The sequence below is a fragment of the Arthrobacter sp. 05N428_2 genome (assembly GCF_056397065.1).
Window position 1 is genome coordinate 45,631 of the sequence record NZ_JBFTMR010000012.1, and the last position, 16,163, is coordinate 61,793.

Below are 16,163 nucleotides of genomic sequence, written 5' to 3' on the forward strand. Positions count from 1 at the left end.
TGCCTGTTCTTCGTCAGGAACTCAGGGTTGAGCCCGGGGAGCATGTCCAGTGGCCCAAGCGACGGCAGGACTGCTCACGGGAGACATCTCAAAATTGCGATGAATTCCCGTTGAGCATGCCCTTCGCTGAAGCCGAGGACTGGGCATGGGGGCCAAATGCTCCGTGTCCACTCCTAAGACTGGGCATGTCCCGTGTGCGACGACACGCTGGCGCCGTTGGCCCGGGGGAGCATGCCCTCCGCTGGCGCTGGCCCGAGGACATAGTGCCCATATGCTCACTGGCCGGCGTTGAGACTGAGCATGTCCCCTCCGAAGGGGAGGATGGACCTCAATCCAGGAGCGGAACAGCCCCAAGAACCCCGAGCCGCTAAGCCGTGGCGCCGCCCGAGGTCTCGGCCCGCGCAATGCGAGCTTTCCGGCCGAGGAAGACCGCCGCGCCGCCCACCACGAGGCTCAGGATCAGCAGGACCCAGCCAGCCACCGTGAGCGCGGATGCCAAGGCGACCTGGCCGCCGTCGAGCGTGGTCGCCGACATCATGGAGTCGATGACCGGGTTGGCCCACAGCCGAACGCCGGCGAACAGCAGCGGCAGGGCCCACAGAGCCCAACGCAGCGACTTCCGGGCTACATTCGTGCCGATCAGCAGCAGCCAGGTGAAGCCGAAGATCAGCGGAAAGAGCGTACCGGCGGTCTTGTGGACGTAATTCAACTGTCCGCGGGCGTCGCCGTCCATGGCCGAGCGCAACCGGTCAATGAAGCCCTGGTCGAAGCCGCCGACCAAGGAGTCGGGCATCGGGAGTCCACCGCTGAGCTGCGTGAGCTGGTTCAGGGTGAGCAAGTGGAGGTACCAGAACAGGAACAGGCTCGCCGCGACGCCCGCGATCAGGATCAGGTTGCTGTTGCTCTGCGCCTTCTGCGGGGACCGTGAGGTGCTGGGATTGATCACCGCTGGCAGGTGGTGCTGGGGAACGGCGGCATTGGCGCCATGCTTCTTGATCCGCTGGGCGGGTGTCTTGGCCATGGCTCTATTATTGCCCCTCGTCGGGACCCGGACCGGCCGGTCCGGGGGTGGCAGCGCCTGCGGTGGCGCGCCTGTTCAGCGACTGACGGGTCCCGATAGGCTGAACTGGTGAGCGAACTCAGCAGCAACGAACTTGGCAGGCATCGGCTTGGCCGGCACAGCACCGCGGAACTCAGCCCCGACCTGGACGACTACCAGCTCGCAGAGGCCCTGGTGCGGGAGGCCGGCAATCTGGCGCTGCTGATGCGGCAGGCCGGACTGGAGGGCCACCAGAAAACGTCCGTCTCCGATGTCGTGACCGCGGCGGACCACGCCGCCGAGGCGTATGTGCTCGAACAGCTCCAGCGCTGCCGGCCCGACGACGGCATCCTCGGCGAAGAAGGCGCCTCCGAGCAAGGCAGCAGCGGCCGGACCTGGGTCATCGACCCGGTGGACGGCACCTATAACTTCCTGCACGGCTCCAGCTACTGGTGCTCCGCGATCGCCCTCAAGGAGTCGTCCGGGGCCCTGGTCGGCGCCATCTTCCAGCCAGAGGCGGACAAGCTCTGGCTCGGCGGCACCACACGAACGGCCACCCTCAACGGTGAGCCGCTGACCAGCTTCAGGTCCCGCGAAGCCGGCGGCCTGGGCCGGGCGGAGACGCCGCTGGCAGAACTGGGCGCCGCGACCTATATCCATCCGACGTGGCTTGCCGACCCGATGTGCGCCATGCCCTGGCACGCCGCGGCGACCTCGGCGGCCGCCCTGCGGATGTTCGGCTCGGGGTCATGCGACCTCGGCCGAGTGGCCGACGGCGAGCTGGACTGCTGGTTCCAGCACAGTTCCCCGGAGTGGGACTGGCTGCCCGGCCAGGCGATCGTGCTCGCCGCGGGCGGGGCCGCCGACGTCGTCCGCGTCAACGGCCTCGAATGGTTCCTGGCCGGGGGCACGACGGCGGTACGGCAGCTCCGCGCGGCGTTGGAGTCGGGCTCCGTCGGGTAGCCCGGGTCCGGCGGCGAGTCGAAGGGGACATGCTCATTCCCCCAAGCGGCTTCGAGGGGGCATGCTCATTCCCCAAGGGGTGTCGAGGGGGACATGCTCATTTCTCGGGCCCAGGCATGGGCACCGTGCCACTATGTCCGTTCGCTGGCCCCGGCGTGGGGCATGTCCAGCGGTGCGGGGGGAGGTCGGGACCGTGCCGTCAGTGGCACCGCCTAGACTTGATAGCACCATGGATATGTTGTTTGACCCCTACGCCGACGGACCCTTCCAAGCTGCCTCCAAGCCGGCCGCCCCTGCCAAAGCGTCCGGAAACCGAGGGGCCGGCAGCGGCATGCCGCACCTCAGGCCAGCGCCCGGCTCAGGCCCCGGCTTCGCGCCCCACCCCGGAAACCAAGGCGCGAACCACCTCGGAATCCACGGCGGGCACGGCGCGGACCGCGAGGAAGAATGGGACCGCCCGCGGCTGCCGAGCGCGGACGAATTGCTGCAGGGACTGAATCCGCAACAGGAAGAGGCCGTCAAACACGCCGGCAGCGCCCTGCTGATCGTGGCAGGCGCAGGCTCCGGGAAAACGCGCGTGCTCAGCCACCGCATCGCCTACCTGATCGCCACCCGCCGCGCCCACCACGGCGAGATCCTCGCCATCACCTTCACCAACAAGGCCGCCGCCGAAATGCGGGAGCGGGTCGAAGCCCTGGTCGGGGGCCGGGCCAAGACCATGTGGGTCTCCACGTTCCACTCCTCCTGCGTCCGGATCCTGCGCCGCGAAGCCAAAAATGTGGGTCTGAACTCCAACTTCTCCATCTACGACTCGGCCGATTCGCTCCGGCTCATCAACCTCGTGGCAAAGAACCTGGACCTGGATCCGAAGCGGTTCCCGCCGAAAGCCATCCAGCACAAGATCTCCGCGCTCAAGAACGAGCTGATCGACGCGGACAGCTTTTCCTCCAGCGCCAACCACAATGAGCCCTTCGAACAGGCCGTCGCCGAGGTCTTCAAGGGATACACGCAGCGGCTGCGCCAGGCCAACGCGATGGACTTCGATGACCTGATTGCCGAAACCGTCTACATGTTCCGGGCCTTCCCGGCGGTCGCCGACTCGTACCGGCGCCGCTTCCGGCACGTGCTCGTGGACGAGTACCAGGACACCAACCACGCCCAGTACGCCCTCGTGCGGGAGATCGTCGGCGAGGGGCCCGGCGCGGCGGAGCTGACCGTCGTCGGCGACTCCGACCAGTCCATCTACGCCTTCCGCGGTGCGGACATCCGCAACATCGTGGAGTTCGAGAAGGACTACCCGGACGCCCGGACCATCAAGCTTGAGCAAAACTACCGCTCCACCCAGACGATTCTCAGCGCCGCGAACTCGGTCATCTCCCGCAACCCCAACCGGCCGGAGAAGCGGCTCTGGACGGCCGAGGGCGACGGCGAAAAAATCGTCGGCTACGTCGGTGAGAACGAGCACGACGAGGCCCAGTTCATCGCCAAGGAAATCGACCGGCTGCAGGACGAGGGGGACCTCCGCCCGGGCGACGTCGCCATCTTCTACCGCACCAACGCCCAGTCCCGGTCCATCGAGGACGTCCTGGTGCGCGTGGGGCTGCCCTACAAGGTGGTTGGCGGCACCCGGTTCTACGAGCGCAAGGAAATCAAGGACGCCCTCGCCTACCTGCGCGTGCTGGTCAACCCGGACGACGACGTCAACCTGCGCCGGATCCTCAACGAACCCAAGCGCGGCATCGGCGACCGGGCCGAGGGAGCCGTCGCAGCACTCGCCGAGCGCGAGCGGACCTCCTTCATGGCCGCCGCCCGCCGCGCCGAGGAAGCGCCCGGCATGGCCACCCGCTCCGTCAACGCCGTGTTGGGCTTCGTGAAGCTCCTCGACGACCTCGCCGAGGTGGCCACCGGCTCCGGCGCCGCCGCGGCCCTGGAAGCCGTCCTGGAGCAGACCGGCTACCTCGCCACCCTGCGCTCGAGCACCGATCCGCAGGACGAATCCCGGGTCGAGAACCTCGCCGAACTGGTCGCCGTCGTGCGCGAATACGAACGGGACAACCCCGAGGGATCGCTCGGTGCCTTCCTGGAGCAGGTCTCGCTCGTGGCCGACGCCGACCAGATTCCCGACGCGCCGGCAGGGAGCGCCGATGAGCTGGCGGCCGCCGTCGCCGAAGCGAAACGGCTCGGCGTCGTCACCCTGATGACCCTGCACACCGCGAAAGGGTTGGAGTTCCCGGTGGTGTTCCTGACCGGGATGGAGCACGGGCTGTTCCCGCACCAGCGCTCGGCCACGGACCCCAAGGAACTCGCCGAAGAGCGCCGGCTCGCCTACGTGGGCCTGACCCGTGCCCGGAAACGGCTGTACCTGACCCGGTCCGAGGTCCGCAGCATGTGGGGCCAGAGCCAGTACAACCCGGCGAGCCAGTTCATCGAGGAGATCCCCGCCGAACTGGTCGAGTGGAAGCGCGAAGGATCCACCCGCCAGGCCGGCGGCTGGGGGAGCGGGGGCTCCATCGGTTCCAGCCGCTACGGCGGATCCTTCTGGGGAGCCGGCACGGCCCGCGGCACCGGCGCGGACGCCTCGGCCGGCTTCAACTCCGATGTCCCCGCCGCCATCGCCAAGAACCGGGTCCAGCCGCAGAAGGAGATCGTCGCCGTCAGCGTGGGGGACAAGGTCAACCACACCAGCTTCGGCAACGGCACCGTCCTCGCGGTCGAAGGCGCCGGGGACAAGACGGTCGCGAAGGTGAAGTTCGACGTCGGCGAGAAGCGGCTCCTGCTGCGGTACGCCCCGCTGACCAAGATCGACGCCTGACCGGCCAGCCCACCCGAGCGATGTCCTCCGGGGTCGTTTCCTTCTTCTCGCAGGACCGTTACGAACCAGCCTCCGACGACGCCCAACGCGCCTCGCGGGCCCCGCGGAGGCCCGAAAAACCCCGTAATCTAGCGGTTTTTCTACGCTTCATAGAATAGTGTCCTTACTCACATAAGGGGTACTCTGGGTCGGGCTGGTCCGTTCAAAGGACTAGAGTTCCAAAAGGAGCATTGCGCCGTGTGGCTCGTTTCCAAGCCTGTCGCAGGGTGCGTTTATTCCGCAGCCCGGTAACCGCGAATACGTGGGGTCCGGCTGTACAGAAACTACTTCGACGTAGAAGGACACTAAACCGTGGACCTGTTTGAATATCAGGCGCGCGATATGTTCGAGGCGCACGGTGTACCCGTGCTTGCTGGCATCGTGGCGCACACCCCTGAAGAAGCAAAGGCAGCTGCCGAGAAGATCGGCGGCGTAACTGTCGTCAAGGCACAGGTTAAGGTCGGTGGCCGCGGGAAGGCCGGCGGCGTTAAGGTCGCGAAGACCGCTGACGAGGCTCTCGAATACGCCACCAACATCCTCGGCATGGACATCAAGGGCCACACCGTCAACAAGGTGATGATTGCCCAGGGTGCCGACATCGCCGAGGAATACTACTTCTCCGTCCTGCTGGACCGGGCCAACCGCAACTACCTGGCCATGTGCTCGGTTGAGGGCGGCATGGAAATCGAACAGCTCGCCGTCGAGCGCCCCGATGCCTTGGCCAAGGTCGCGATCGACCCCGCCGTCGGCATCGACCAGGCCAAGGCCGACGAAATCGTCGCAGCCGCAGGCTTCGCCGAGGAACTGCGCGGCAAGGTCGCCGCCGTCATCCTCAAGCTCTGGGACGTGTTCAAGAAGGAAGACGCCACCCTCGTGGAGGTCAACCCGCTGGTCAAGACCGGCGCCGGCGACATCGTTGCCCTCGACGGCAAGGTCACCCTCGACGAGAACGCTGGCTTCCGCCACGCCAAGCACTCCGCCCTTGAAGACAAGGACGCCGCTGACCCGCTCGAGGCCAAGGCCAAGGCCCAGGACCTCAACTACGTCAAGCTCGACGGCTCCGTCGGCATCATCGGTAACGGTGCCGGCCTGGTCATGTCCACGCTCGACGTCGTCGCCTACGCCGGCGAAAACCACGGCAACGTCAAGCCCGCCAACTTCCTGGACATCGGCGGTGGAGCTTCCGCCGAGGTCATGGCAGCAGGCCTCGACGTCATCCTGGGCGACGAGCAGGTCAAGTCCGTCTTCGTCAACGTCTTCGGCGGCATCACCGCCTGTGACGCGGTCGCCAAGGGCATCGTCGGTGCACTGGCCGAGCTGGGCCACTCCGCGAACAAGCCGCTGGTCGTCCGCCTCGACGGCAACAACGTCGAGGAAGGCCGCCGCATCCTGGCCGAGGCCAACCACCCGCTGGTTACCCTGGCCGCCACCATGGACGAGGGCGCCGACAAGGCTGCCGAGCTCGCCAACGCAGCGAAGTAAAGGGACCGACTATGTCTATTTATCTGAACAAGGACTCCAAGGTCATCGTCCAGGGCATCACCGGCGGCGAAGGCACCAAGCACACCGCCCTGATGCTCAAGGCCGGCACCAACATCGTCGGCGGCGTCAACGCCCGCAAGGCCGGCAGCACCGTCCTGCACGGCGATAAGGAAATCACCGTCTTCGGCACCGTCAAGGAAGCCATGGCCGAGACCGGCGCCGACGTCTCCATCGTCTTCGTGCCGCCGGCCTTCACCAAGGACGCCGTCGTCGAAGCCATCGAGGCCGGCATCGGCCTGGTCGTCGTCATCACTGAGGGCGTCCCGGTCCAGGACTCCGCCGAGTTCTGGGCGCTGGCCCAGTCCAAGGTCGACGCCAACGGCAAGCAGGTTACCCGCATCATCGGGCCGAACTGCCCCGGCATCATCACCCCGGGTGAGGCCCTCGTGGGCATCACCCCGGCCAACATCACGGGCAAGGGCCCCATCGGCCTGGTCTCCAAGTCGGGCACCCTGACCTACCAGATGATGTATGAACTCCGCGACCTCGGCTTCTCCACCGCCATCGGCATCGGCGGCGACCCGGTCATCGGCACCACCCACATCGATGCGCTCGAAGCGTTCGAGGCCGACCCCGAGACCAAGGCCATCGTCATGATCGGCGAAATCGGCGGCGACGCCGAAGAGCGTGCCGCCGACTACATCAAGGCGCACGTCACGAAGCCGGTCGTCGGCTACGTGGCAGGCTTCACCGCCCCGGAAGGCAAGACCATGGGCCACGCCGGCGCCATCGTCTCCGGTTCCGCGGGCACCGCCCAGGCCAAGAAGGAAGCCCTCGAGGCTGCCGGCGTCAAGGTCGGCAAGACGCCGTCCGAGACCGCCACGCTGCTGCGCGAAGTCTTCGCAGCCCTCTAGGCTCCCAGCTCTAGCGCTCCGCACCAACGCGGGGTCACTTCCGGCCCGTCCCAGTCACCGGGACGGGCTCGAAGTGGCCCCGCGTTGCGTCGTTAAGCGGCGACGGCGGCACTGAGCGCCGCGGTCGGTCGAGTAGTGTTTAGGAAAGGCAAAAGGCGCGCCCCGGGTGCGCAGGCAGGGGATCTCGATGGCAGAAACGCGGCGGACGCTGGTGGATGTCGTCGTCGACACGGTCCTCGAGTACATTCTCAGCGGCCAGATTAAGCCCGACGACGCCCTACCGCCGGAAGCGGACATCGCCAAGGAATCCGGCGTCAGCCGGCTGACGGCCCGTGAAGCGATGAAAGTTCTCAAAGCCCAGGACGTGGTTTACGTCAAGCGCGGCCTCGGCACGTTCGTCAATCCTCCTGAACGCTGGACCGGGCTGGACGCGATCATGCGGGCGGCCTCCAGGGGAGTGGCCTCCGACCAGGTGGCCCTGCGCCTGCTGGAGGTCCGGCGTATGGTCGAAACCGGCGCCGCGGAACTCGCGGCCGAGCGGCACAGCCAGGCCGACCTCGCCGCGATGAGGGAGAGCGTTGAACGGATGGAGGCCGCCCACCATTCCGGTGACGTCGATGCGCTGACCCTGGCGGACATCGCCTTCCACGACACTGTCCTGCGGGCGTCCGGCAACCCCTTCGTGCCGGCTCTGCTGGCCCAGCTGTCCACCCTGCTGTACGCGATGCGGCGGGAGACCTCTGCGTTCCCCGATGTCCAGCGGCACGCCATCCACCACCACAAGGTGGTCCTGGCCGCCATCGCCGCCGGCGAGCCCTCCGCCGCTCGCTCCGCGATGGACGCCCACATCACCCAGACGTTCGAGGACTACAAGCAGTACCTTGCGGTCTCCAGCCGCGGCGCCGCCGCCAGCTGACCTGGGCACGGGCCTACGGCCTGCGACCCGGCGCCCCTTGCGCCGTGCCCCCTCAAAATCCCTATGACCCAACCCCTGTTGACGCCCTACCGCCGTGTGATTAGAATCTCATACAGATATCAGACATCTGACATCTCGGACATCTCGGATTGCCGCAAGCCAAAGGAGTCTTCATGCGCGCGCACGTCCTTTCCCAGGGCACCCTGATCACCGGTGGAGGCCCGCGATGACCTCCCTGACAGCTGCCCCCGCGTTGAGCGAGCTGGGCCAGACCACACTTCGCAAGGTCCGACGGCGGGTCATGCCGCTGATTGTCCTGCTGTACTTCGTCGCCTACCTGGACCGCAACAACGTGGGCTTCGCCAAGCTCGGCATGCAGGGCGACATCGGCCTCACCGAGGCCGCCTACGGCCTGGGTGCCGGCATCTTCTTCCTTGGTTACGCCCTGCTGGAGATCCCTAGCAACGGCGGAATGTACCGCTTCGGTGCGAGGAAGTGGATCGCCCGCATCCTCATCAGCTGGGGCATCTTCGCCACCGCCATGTTCCTGGTCAACGGCGAGACCACCTTTTACATCATCCGCTTCCTGCTCGGCGCTGCCGAAGCCGGCTTCTTCCCGGCCATCCTTTTCTACCTGACCCTCTGGTTCCCGGCCGCGCAGCGCGTGACCGTTCTGGGTATCTTCATCCTCGCCCAGCCCATCTCCAACGCTTTGGGTGCACCGGTGTCCGGCATGCTCCTGGGCCTGGAAGGCGTCGCCGGCCTGCACGGCTGGCAGTGGCTGTACATCCTTGAGGGCATCCCGGCCATCGTGCTGGGCGTCATCACGCCGTTCATCATGACCGACCGGCCGGAGCACGCCAAATGGCTCAAGCCCAATGAGCGCGAGTGGCTCACCACCACCATGAGCAAGGAGCTGGCCGACAAGCAGAAGGACGGCAAGCACAACTTCCTGGCCGGCCTGAAGGACCCCCGCACCCTGGCGTACTCGGCCCTGTACTTCGGCCTGGTCTGCGGCATCTACGGCCTGGGCCTCTGGCTGCCGACCATCGTCAAGGCGCTCGGCAAGTTCGATACCGTCCAGGTGGGCTTCATCGTCTTCATCCCGTACGCGATCGCCGCGGTGTTCGTCTACTTCTGGAGCAAGCGCTCGGACCGCACCGGCAACCGGGTGTGGCACGCCAGCGTCAGCATGGTGATTGCCGCCGTCGGCCTGCTCGGCGCCGGGTACCTGCTCCCGGTCAACGCCGTGCTGGCTATGGTCTTCCTCACCCTGGCAGCCATGGGCATCTACTCGGCCATCGCCCCCTTCCTGGCCATGCCGTCCGCAGCCCTGACCGGAGCCGCTGCCGCGGCCGGCCTCGCGATGGTGAACTCGCTGGGCAACCTGGGCGGCTTTGTGGCCCCGTACATCGTCGGCATCCTCAAAGACGCCACCGGCAACAGCCAGAGCGGCCTTGTCTTCCTGGCGGCCTGCCTCGCGGTGACTGCTGTCGCCACCTATCTCTACGCCCGCAACCGCCCGGAAGGTGTCTCTGCAACCGCAGCCACCGCCCCCGCCGCCAATAACAACCGCTAGGAACTCCCCATGACAGACCACAGCACATTCCCCGCCGAACGGACCGTCGTCCTGACCGGCGCCGCCTCCGCCCGCGGCATCGGCCGCGCCACGGCCGACCGCCTGGCCCGCGAAGGCTGGTCCATCGCGATCCTGGACATCAACGCCGAGGACGCCCGGGCAGCCGCGGCCGAGATCGGCTCGAACCGCGCCGTTAAGGCGATCGGCGTCGGGGCGGACGTTTCGGACGAGGCGTCGGTGGACCGGGCGATCACCGAGGTAGAAGAATCCATGCCGCCGATCGTGGGACTGGCCAACCTGGCTGGCATCAGCTCGCCGACGCCGTTTATGGAAACCAGCGTCGCCGAATGGGACAAGGTCTTCGCCGTCAACATGCGCGGCACATTCATCGTTTCGCAACGGGTGCTCAAGGGCATGATCGAGCGCCGGGTGGGCCGGATCGTCAGCGTCTCCTCGATCTCCGCGCAGCGCGGCGGCGGAACCTTCTCCAAGGTCGCCTACAGCGCCTCGAAGGCCGGGATCCTCGGCTTCACCCGGGCCCTGGCCCGCGAAGTCGGCGAGTTCGGCATCACTGTGAACGCGGTGGCCCCCGGCCCGATCGACACCGACATTATGGGCGGCACGCTGAGCGATGAGCGCAAGGCTGCCATGTCCGAAGGCATCATGATGGGCCGGGTCGGCAGCCGTGACGAAGTCGCGGCGCTGATGGCTTTCCTCCTGAGCGAGGACGCCGGCTACATCACGGCCGCCACCTATGACATCAACGGCGGCCTGCAGGTCTCCTGACCCCCAGCGATCTCGCAGTGCCGCGCGGCTCCGGCCGCACGGCACCCGAAAGGACTCCAGCATGACCCACGAAACCCGCCCCGGCGTGCCGGCCGCCCCGGAGCCGGTCCGGCTCGCCGACGCGCGGCAGCGGATCCGCGACTACCGGGCCGCCACCGGGCGCCGGACCGCGGTGCTCGACGACGACCCGACCGGGTCGCAGTCCGTGCACGGCGTCTCCGTCGTCACTGTGCTTGAGGCCGGCGAGTACGCCGCGGCCCTCGCCGAGCCGGCGTCGACCTGCTTCATCCTGACCAACACCCGCAGCCTCGACGAGGCCGACGCCGTCGCCCTCAACCAGGCAGCCGGGCGGGCCCTCTTCGAGCTTGAGGAGCGGCTGGGTGCACCCCTGGACCTGGTCAGCCGCAGCGACTCAACGCTCCGCGGCCACGTGATGGCCGAGATCCGCACCCTTGACGCCGTCCGGCGCGAAGTCACCGGGCGCGGCTTCGACGGCGTGCTGCTCGTCCCGTCCTACTTCGAAGCCGGGCGCTTCACCGCCGGTGACGTGCACTGGGCCATGGTGGGCGGCGAAGCCGTCCCGGCCGGCGAAACCGAGTTCGCCAAGGACGCCACCTTCGGGTACACGTCATCGGACCTCAAGGACTTCGTCGCGGAGAAAAGCGGCGGCGCCGTCACCCCCGGGCAGGTGCTCAGCATCGGTCTTGAAGACATCCGCGCCGGCGGCGAGGACAGGGTCGCGGACATCCTGCGCGCGGCCAGCGACCTGCAGCTCGTGGTCGTCAACGCCACCGAGTTTGCCGACCTGGAAATTGTGGTGCTCGGCCTGCAGCAGGTCCAGCGTGAAGGCAAGCTCTTCTTGCACCGCACCGGACCGTCCTTTGTCCGGGCCCTCGCGGGGCTGGACCCCCAGCCGACCCTGCAGGCAAAGGACATCTGGCCCGCCGGCCGCCCCGCCGGCCACGGCCTCGCCGTCGTCGGTTCCCACGTGGGCCAGACGGCACGCCAGGTTGCCGCGGCGCAGGCGCGCGGCGGCGTCACCGAGATCGAACTGTCCGTGACCGACCTGGTCAACACGGCCACCCGCGGCGCGCACATCGCCGACACGGCGGCCAAGGTGGTCAGCGCCCTCGCCGGCGCCGACGTCCTGCTCTACACCTCACGGTCGCTGCTCAAGGGCGCTGACGCGGCCGCGAGCCTCGAGATCGCCCGCAGCGTCTCCGCCGCGCTGATCGAGGTCGTGCAGGCCGCGCTCGCGGCCAGGCCCGCTTGGGTCATCGCCAAGGGCGGCATCACCTCCCACGACGTCGCCGTCCGCGGCCTCGGAATCCGGCGTGCCACCGTGCTGGGCCAGCTGTTCCCCGGCATGGTCTCGGTGCTGCGCCCCGACGAAGCCGCGCCCGGCGTGCAGGGCATGCCGTACGTCGTCTTCGCCGGCAACGTCGGCGACGAAAACGCACTCGCCGACACCATTGAACTGTTCCGCGGCGGCCCACGTCCGCTGCCCCAGGAAAGGAAGTAACAGTATGAGCAAGGTTGGATGGATCGGGCTGGGCGCTATGGGCGGACCGATGGCGGTTGTCCTCGCCGGAGCCGGGCACGAGGTGGCGGCCTTTGACGTGGCGGAGGGCAGGGCGAAGTCACTGGCCGTCCCCGGTCTCACGCCGGCGGCCACGGCAAAGGAAGCGGTGGCGGAGGCTGACGTCGTCGCCCTGATGGTCGCGACGCCGGCGCAGGCCGACGCCGTGCTGTTCGGGGCCGACCAGCTCGCCGCCGCACTCCGGCCGGGGACCGTGGTCCTGCTGATGGCCACCGTCGGCCCGGCCGCCGTGGTGTCGTTGGCGCAGCGGCTGGCCGCGTTCGACGTCGAACTGGTCGACGCGCCGGTCTCCGGCGGCACCAAACGGGCCGCCGCCGGCGACCTGCTCATGATGGTCAGCGGCTCCGAGCGGGCCCTGGCGGCGGTCCGGCCGCTGCTGGATGCGATGGCCAGTTCCGCGCCGGTGGTGGGAACGGATGTTGGCGACGGGCAGAAGGTCAAGCTGGTCAACCAGCTGCTCTGCGGTGTGCACATTGCTGCGGCGGGGGAGGCTCTCGCTTTTGCCGAAGCCCTCGGCCTGGACCCCAAGCAGACCTGGGAGGTGCTGCGTTCCGGCGCGGCGGCGTCGTTCATGTTCGATGACCGGGGATCCCGCATGGTGGACCCGGAGAACACCGAGGTGCGCAGCGCCCTGGACATTTTCGTCAAGGACATGGGCCTGGTGGTCGACGCGGCGCGGGAGAGTACCTACCCGGCGCCGCTCGCGTCCGCGGCCGAACAGCTTTACCTCAGCGGCCGGCGCGCGGGCCTGGGCCGGCGCGACGACTCCTCGGTAATCGAGGTGCTGCGCGGGCACCGGTAGCCACTGCTTGAACCGCTGCCGGTCCAGCAAAACGATGCAAAAAAATCTGACAACAACCCTTTGCGACTTTCCGTAGATCCTATAGGGTCTTCGATTAGCGGGCACCGCCAACGATGACGTGCCCCGTCCAAGAACACAAAGGGGTGTGTTGTGGTAGCAGAAACCGTTCAATCAAGGCCGCACGAATCGGGTGTCCGCAAGGCCATCAAGAATCTGCGCTGGTGGATTCTTGGCTGGGCGCTGCTGGCCGGCATCGTCAACTACATGGACCGAAGCGCCATCGCCATCGCGGCGCCGGAAATGATCAAGCAGCTCGCGCTCACCAAGACAGACATCGGTTTGCTGGGTACGGTGTTTTCCTGGGTCTACGCCTTCAGCCAGTAGCCGGCCGGGTGGCTGATCGACAAGCTCGGTGCGAGGCGGATGTACTTCCTCGCCATCGCGCTGTGGAGTGTGTCGACCGCCCTCATGGCCCTGGGTAGCAAGATGTGGCAGTTCATCACCTTCCGGGCCCTGCTCGGCATCACCGAGGCGCCCAACAGCCCGGCGTCGGCCAAGGTCACCGCGGAGTGGTTTCCCAGGGCAGAGCGGGCGCAGGCTACCGCTGTCTGGGACAGCGGCTCCAAGTGGGGACCCGCCATAGCGCCGCCCATCCTCACCGCGATCCTGCTCGGCTTCGGCTGGCAGGCCATCTTCGTTTTCCTCGGCGTCATCGGGCTCGTGCTGTCCGTTGGCTTCTTCCTGTTCTACCGCTCGCCCGAAGAACACCGGAGGCTCTCCGCGGAAGAATTCGAGCTCATCCGGCGGGACCGTGCCGACTCGGCTGCGCCGGCCGCGAAAATTTCCTGGTTTGCCCTGTTCAAGCACCGCCAGACCTGGGGGCTGATGGCCGGGTTCTTCTGCGTCATCTGGATCTGGAACCTGTTCATCGTGTTCCTGCCGCTGTACCTGCAGCAGGCGCGAGGCGTGAGCATCGCCAACACCGGGTTCATCGCAGCGGTCCCGTACCTCGTGGCGGCGGTCATGGGGCTGGTCGGTGGCTACATCATCACCCGGTACGCCCGTCGCCCCGGCACCAGCCCCCTGGCCGCCAAGCGCCATGTCATGGTGGCCGCCTCAATCGCGTCCGGTGCGCTGGTCTGCCTCGTTCCCTTCATCAGTGACCTCACCCTCTCCATGGTGGTCTTGAGCGTTGCGATGGGCTGCATTGCCACCATGACCTCCGCTGCGTGGGCCATGCCCGGGGACATAGTTGACACCAAACAGGTCGCCTCACTGGGCGCCATCATGAACTTCGGCGGCTACTTCGGCGGCGCCTTCTCCCCGCTGGTCGCAGGAATGATCGCCGACGCTACCGGCTCCTACACGCCTTCCTTCGTCCTGGGCGGCATCATCGCGGCATTGGCCGCTTTCGCGTACATCGGGCTGGTGCGCCGGCCGATCGGCGCGGAGCGCGGGTCGGAGGTAGTCACAGCATGAGCCAGCAGGCACCGTTCCGGGTCGCCATCACCGCAGACGCCGTCCGGCCGGATGGCACATCAATCCACGGCGATCTCGGCCTCGAACGGCTGACGGAGGCGGGCGTCCAGTGGCAGGTATTGCCGGCCTATGAAGATCCGATCCCTGCCCAGCACCTCGAAGGGGTGGACGCCGTGCTGTCGCTCGGCCACATCCACTTCGGCGAGGAGACGCTGGTCGCCGCGCCGCAGCTGAAACTGGTGGCCCGGTTCGGTGCCGGCTACGACACAATCGACCTGGCAGCCTGCACACGGGCCGGCGTCCTGGTCACGAACACGCCGACGGCCGTCCGCAAACCGCTCGCCGCCGCCGGCCTCACCCTGGTTCTTGCCCTGGCGCACCAGCTCCTAGCTAAGGACAGGCTGACCCGCTCCTCCAGCTGGGGGGACCGGGAACGGTACCGCGGCTCGTCTATCGACGGCGCCACGCTGGGCATCGTCGGGTTCGGCAGTGTAGGGACAGAACTGGCCCGAATGGCGGCCCCGCTTGGACTGACGCTGCTCGGCAACAACCGCAGTGGCCGCCATCCCGAGGCGGACGGGCTCGGTGTGACACTGGTCAGTCTCGAGGAGCTGTTGGCCGCGTCCGACTATGTGGTGTTGTGTGCAGCCCTGACGCCTGAGACTGAGAGGCTGATCGGCCAGCGGGAACTGGAGCTGATGAAGCCGTCGGCATTCCTGGTCAACATCGGCAGAGGCAGGCTGGTGGACACGGACGCGTTGCGCACCGCCCTGCGCCGCCAGCGGATCGCAGGGGCAGGCCTCGACGTTTTCGAACCTGAGCCGCTGGCGGCCGACGATGAGCTCCTCCGAATGGAAAACGTGGTGCTCTCACCGCACTCGCTGTGCTGGACCGCGGATTTCACCCGCGACGTCTCAGCCAGTGCCATTGAAGCCATCCTGGATGTTGCGGCGGGCCGCCGGCCGCGCCACCTGCTCAATCCGGAGGCCCAGGCGGCCGCTGCCCCTGGCGCCGCCGCGGCCGGGACGCCGGTCAAGGCCGGGCGGCTATAGGATTTCACTATGGCAATCAAGGAATCGGCCCCCCGCGGCGTCAGCAGGCAGGTCCTCGCCGACCACGTCTACGAAGCCCTGCTGATCGCGCTGATGGACGGCCGACTCGAAGCCGGCACCCCGGTCAGCATCGACGGGATGGCCCGGGAGCTGGACGTGTCGCCCACACCCGTCAGGGAAGCGCTCGCCCGGCTCGAATCCACCGGCATGGTGCTCCGGACCGCCCTGCGCGGCTACCGGGTGGCTCCGCTCTTCACCCCCGACGAGCTGGCCGACCTGATGGATGCGCGCCTGGTAATCGAACCTGCCAACGCCCTCATGGCGTGCCGCCGCGCCGACAAGGACCTGACTGCCCAGTTGGCCCACGCCATCGCCGACCTCAAGGCCGCGCCGCGGGGGCCCTCTTTCGCCGAGTTCCGCTCTTATTGGGAGGCCGACGAACGCTTCCACCGGCTCATCGCCACGCATGCGAACAACCAGTTCCTGCTGTCCGCGTACAACGCGCTCGGGGGGCAGGTGCAGCGCTTCAGATTTTTCGGCGGCCTGGGCGTCACCGACGCTGACTTTGCGATCGCCGAACACACCGAAATATTGCACGCTTTCGAGGCCGGCGACGCCGAACTGGCGCGCGCGAAAATGGTTGCCCATATTGAAGGCGTCAAACAGCGCTCCCAGCACGACAGCGAAGTCCGCAACTAAC

Annotated in this window: 14 protein-coding genes; 13 read left to right on the forward strand and 1 reads right to left on the reverse strand. The window is 67.5% G+C overall.

Annotated features, from left to right (window positions below):
- Positions 1-367 precede the first annotated feature (367 nt).
- The gene (locus tag AC1DGI_RS13825; RefSeq protein WP_476899247.1) at positions 368-1,021 is read right to left on the reverse strand and encodes a hypothetical protein; all 654 of its coding nucleotides are present in this window, start codon (positions 1,019-1,021) and stop codon (positions 368-370) included.
- A gap of 108 nt (positions 1,022-1,129) precedes the next feature.
- Here AC1DGI_RS13825 and AC1DGI_RS13830 point away from each other — a divergent pair, with 108 nt between their 5' ends.
- The 13 genes from AC1DGI_RS13830 to AC1DGI_RS13890 all read left to right on the forward strand — a co-directional run bounded on the left by AC1DGI_RS13830 (position 1,130) and on the right by AC1DGI_RS13890 (position 16,162).
- Entirely contained in the window at positions 1,130-2,002 is an 873-nt protein-coding gene (locus AC1DGI_RS13830) for an inositol monophosphatase family protein (protein WP_476899248.1), read from the forward strand.
- Between the two features lie 235 nt (positions 2,003-2,237).
- The gene (pcrA, locus tag AC1DGI_RS13835) at positions 2,238-4,814 is read left to right on the forward strand and encodes a DNA helicase PcrA (protein ID WP_476899286.1); all 2,577 of its coding nucleotides are present in this window, start codon (positions 2,238-2,240) and stop codon (positions 4,812-4,814) included.
- Positions 4,815-5,165: 351 nt separating this feature from the next.
- Positions 5,166-6,335 (forward strand): ADP-forming succinate--CoA ligase subunit beta, encoded by a 1,170-nt coding sequence (gene sucC, locus AC1DGI_RS13840; RefSeq protein WP_441402802.1) that lies wholly within the window; start codon positions 5,166-5,168, stop codon positions 6,333-6,335.
- 11 nt (positions 6,336-6,346) lie between these two features.
- Positions 6,347-7,249 (forward strand): succinate--CoA ligase subunit alpha, encoded by a 903-nt coding sequence (gene sucD, locus AC1DGI_RS13845; RefSeq protein ID WP_476899249.1) that lies wholly within the window; start codon positions 6,347-6,349, stop codon positions 7,247-7,249.
- A 187-nt stretch (positions 7,250-7,436) separates the two neighbouring features.
- Positions 7,437-8,165 carry a FadR/GntR family transcriptional regulator gene (locus AC1DGI_RS13850; protein WP_441402925.1) on the forward strand — a complete coding sequence of 243 codons (729 nt, stop codon included), beginning with the start codon at positions 7,437-7,439 and terminating at the stop codon, positions 8,163-8,165.
- A gap of 226 nt (positions 8,166-8,391) precedes the next feature.
- Positions 8,392-9,744, forward strand: a complete 1,353-nt coding sequence (locus tag AC1DGI_RS13855) for an MFS transporter (RefSeq protein ID WP_441402924.1) — start codon at positions 8,392-8,394, stop codon at positions 9,742-9,744.
- Positions 9,745-9,753: 9 nt separating this feature from the next.
- Positions 9,754-10,530 carry an SDR family NAD(P)-dependent oxidoreductase gene (locus tag AC1DGI_RS13860; protein WP_476899250.1) on the forward strand — a complete coding sequence of 259 codons (777 nt, stop codon included), beginning with the start codon at positions 9,754-9,756 and terminating at the stop codon, positions 10,528-10,530.
- Between the two features lie 61 nt (positions 10,531-10,591).
- On the forward strand, positions 10,592-12,052 hold the full coding sequence (locus tag AC1DGI_RS13865; RefSeq protein WP_476899251.1) for a four-carbon acid sugar kinase family protein: 1,461 nt from the start codon (positions 10,592-10,594) through the stop codon (positions 12,050-12,052).
- Positions 12,053-12,056: 4 nt separating this feature from the next.
- On the forward strand, positions 12,057-12,932 hold the full coding sequence (locus AC1DGI_RS13870; RefSeq protein ID WP_441402417.1) for an NAD(P)-dependent oxidoreductase: 876 nt from the start codon (positions 12,057-12,059) through the stop codon (positions 12,930-12,932).
- 150 nt (positions 12,933-13,082) lie between these two features.
- Positions 13,083-13,316: a hypothetical protein gene (locus AC1DGI_RS13875; RefSeq protein WP_441402418.1), complete on the forward strand. Its 234-nt coding sequence runs from the start codon at positions 13,083-13,085 to the stop codon at positions 13,314-13,316.
- Between the two features lie 12 nt (positions 13,317-13,328).
- On the forward strand, positions 13,329-14,411 hold the full coding sequence (locus AC1DGI_RS13880; protein ID WP_441402421.1) for an MFS transporter: 1,083 nt from the start codon (positions 13,329-13,331) through the stop codon (positions 14,409-14,411).
- A complete protein-coding gene (locus AC1DGI_RS13885; protein WP_476899252.1) occupies positions 14,408-15,463 on the forward strand; it encodes a 2-hydroxyacid dehydrogenase in 1,056 nt (351 codons plus the stop codon). The genes AC1DGI_RS13880 and AC1DGI_RS13885 overlap by 4 nt, the downstream gene beginning before the upstream one ends.
- Before the next feature lie 9 nt (positions 15,464-15,472).
- Entirely contained in the window at positions 15,473-16,162 is a 690-nt protein-coding gene (locus tag AC1DGI_RS13890) for a GntR family transcriptional regulator (RefSeq protein WP_476899253.1), read from the forward strand.
- Position 16,163 lies beyond the last annotated feature (1 nt).

What these genes read in the sequence shown, in the direction of transcription:
- AC1DGI_RS13860 (WP_476899250.1), top strand. Translation starts at nt 9,754, where the DNA reads ATGACAGACCACAGCACATTCCCCGCCGAACGGACCGTCGTCCTGACC.
- AC1DGI_RS13890 (WP_476899253.1), top strand. Translation starts at nt 15,473, where the DNA reads ATGGCAATCAAGGAATCGGCCCCCCGCGGCGTCAGCAGGCAGGTCCTC.
- pcrA (WP_476899286.1), top strand. Translation starts at nt 2,238, where the DNA reads ATGTTGTTTGACCCCTACGCCGACGGACCCTTCCAAGCTGCCTCCAAG.
- AC1DGI_RS13825 (WP_476899247.1), bottom strand. Translation starts at nt 1,021, where the DNA reads ATGGCCAAGACACCCGCCCAGCGGATCAAGAAGCATGGCGCCAATGCC.
- AC1DGI_RS13885 (WP_476899252.1), top strand. Translation starts at nt 14,408, where the DNA reads ATGAGCCAGCAGGCACCGTTCCGGGTCGCCATCACCGCAGACGCCGTC.
- AC1DGI_RS13855 (WP_441402924.1), top strand. Translation starts at nt 8,392, where the DNA reads ATGACCTCCCTGACAGCTGCCCCCGCGTTGAGCGAGCTGGGCCAGACC.
- AC1DGI_RS13850 (WP_441402925.1), top strand. Translation starts at nt 7,437, where the DNA reads ATGGCAGAAACGCGGCGGACGCTGGTGGATGTCGTCGTCGACACGGTC.
- AC1DGI_RS13865 (WP_476899251.1), top strand. Translation starts at nt 10,592, where the DNA reads ATGACCCACGAAACCCGCCCCGGCGTGCCGGCCGCCCCGGAGCCGGTC.
- sucD (WP_476899249.1), top strand. Translation starts at nt 6,347, where the DNA reads ATGTCTATTTATCTGAACAAGGACTCCAAGGTCATCGTCCAGGGCATC.
- AC1DGI_RS13870 (WP_441402417.1), top strand. Translation starts at nt 12,057, where the DNA reads ATGAGCAAGGTTGGATGGATCGGGCTGGGCGCTATGGGCGGACCGATG.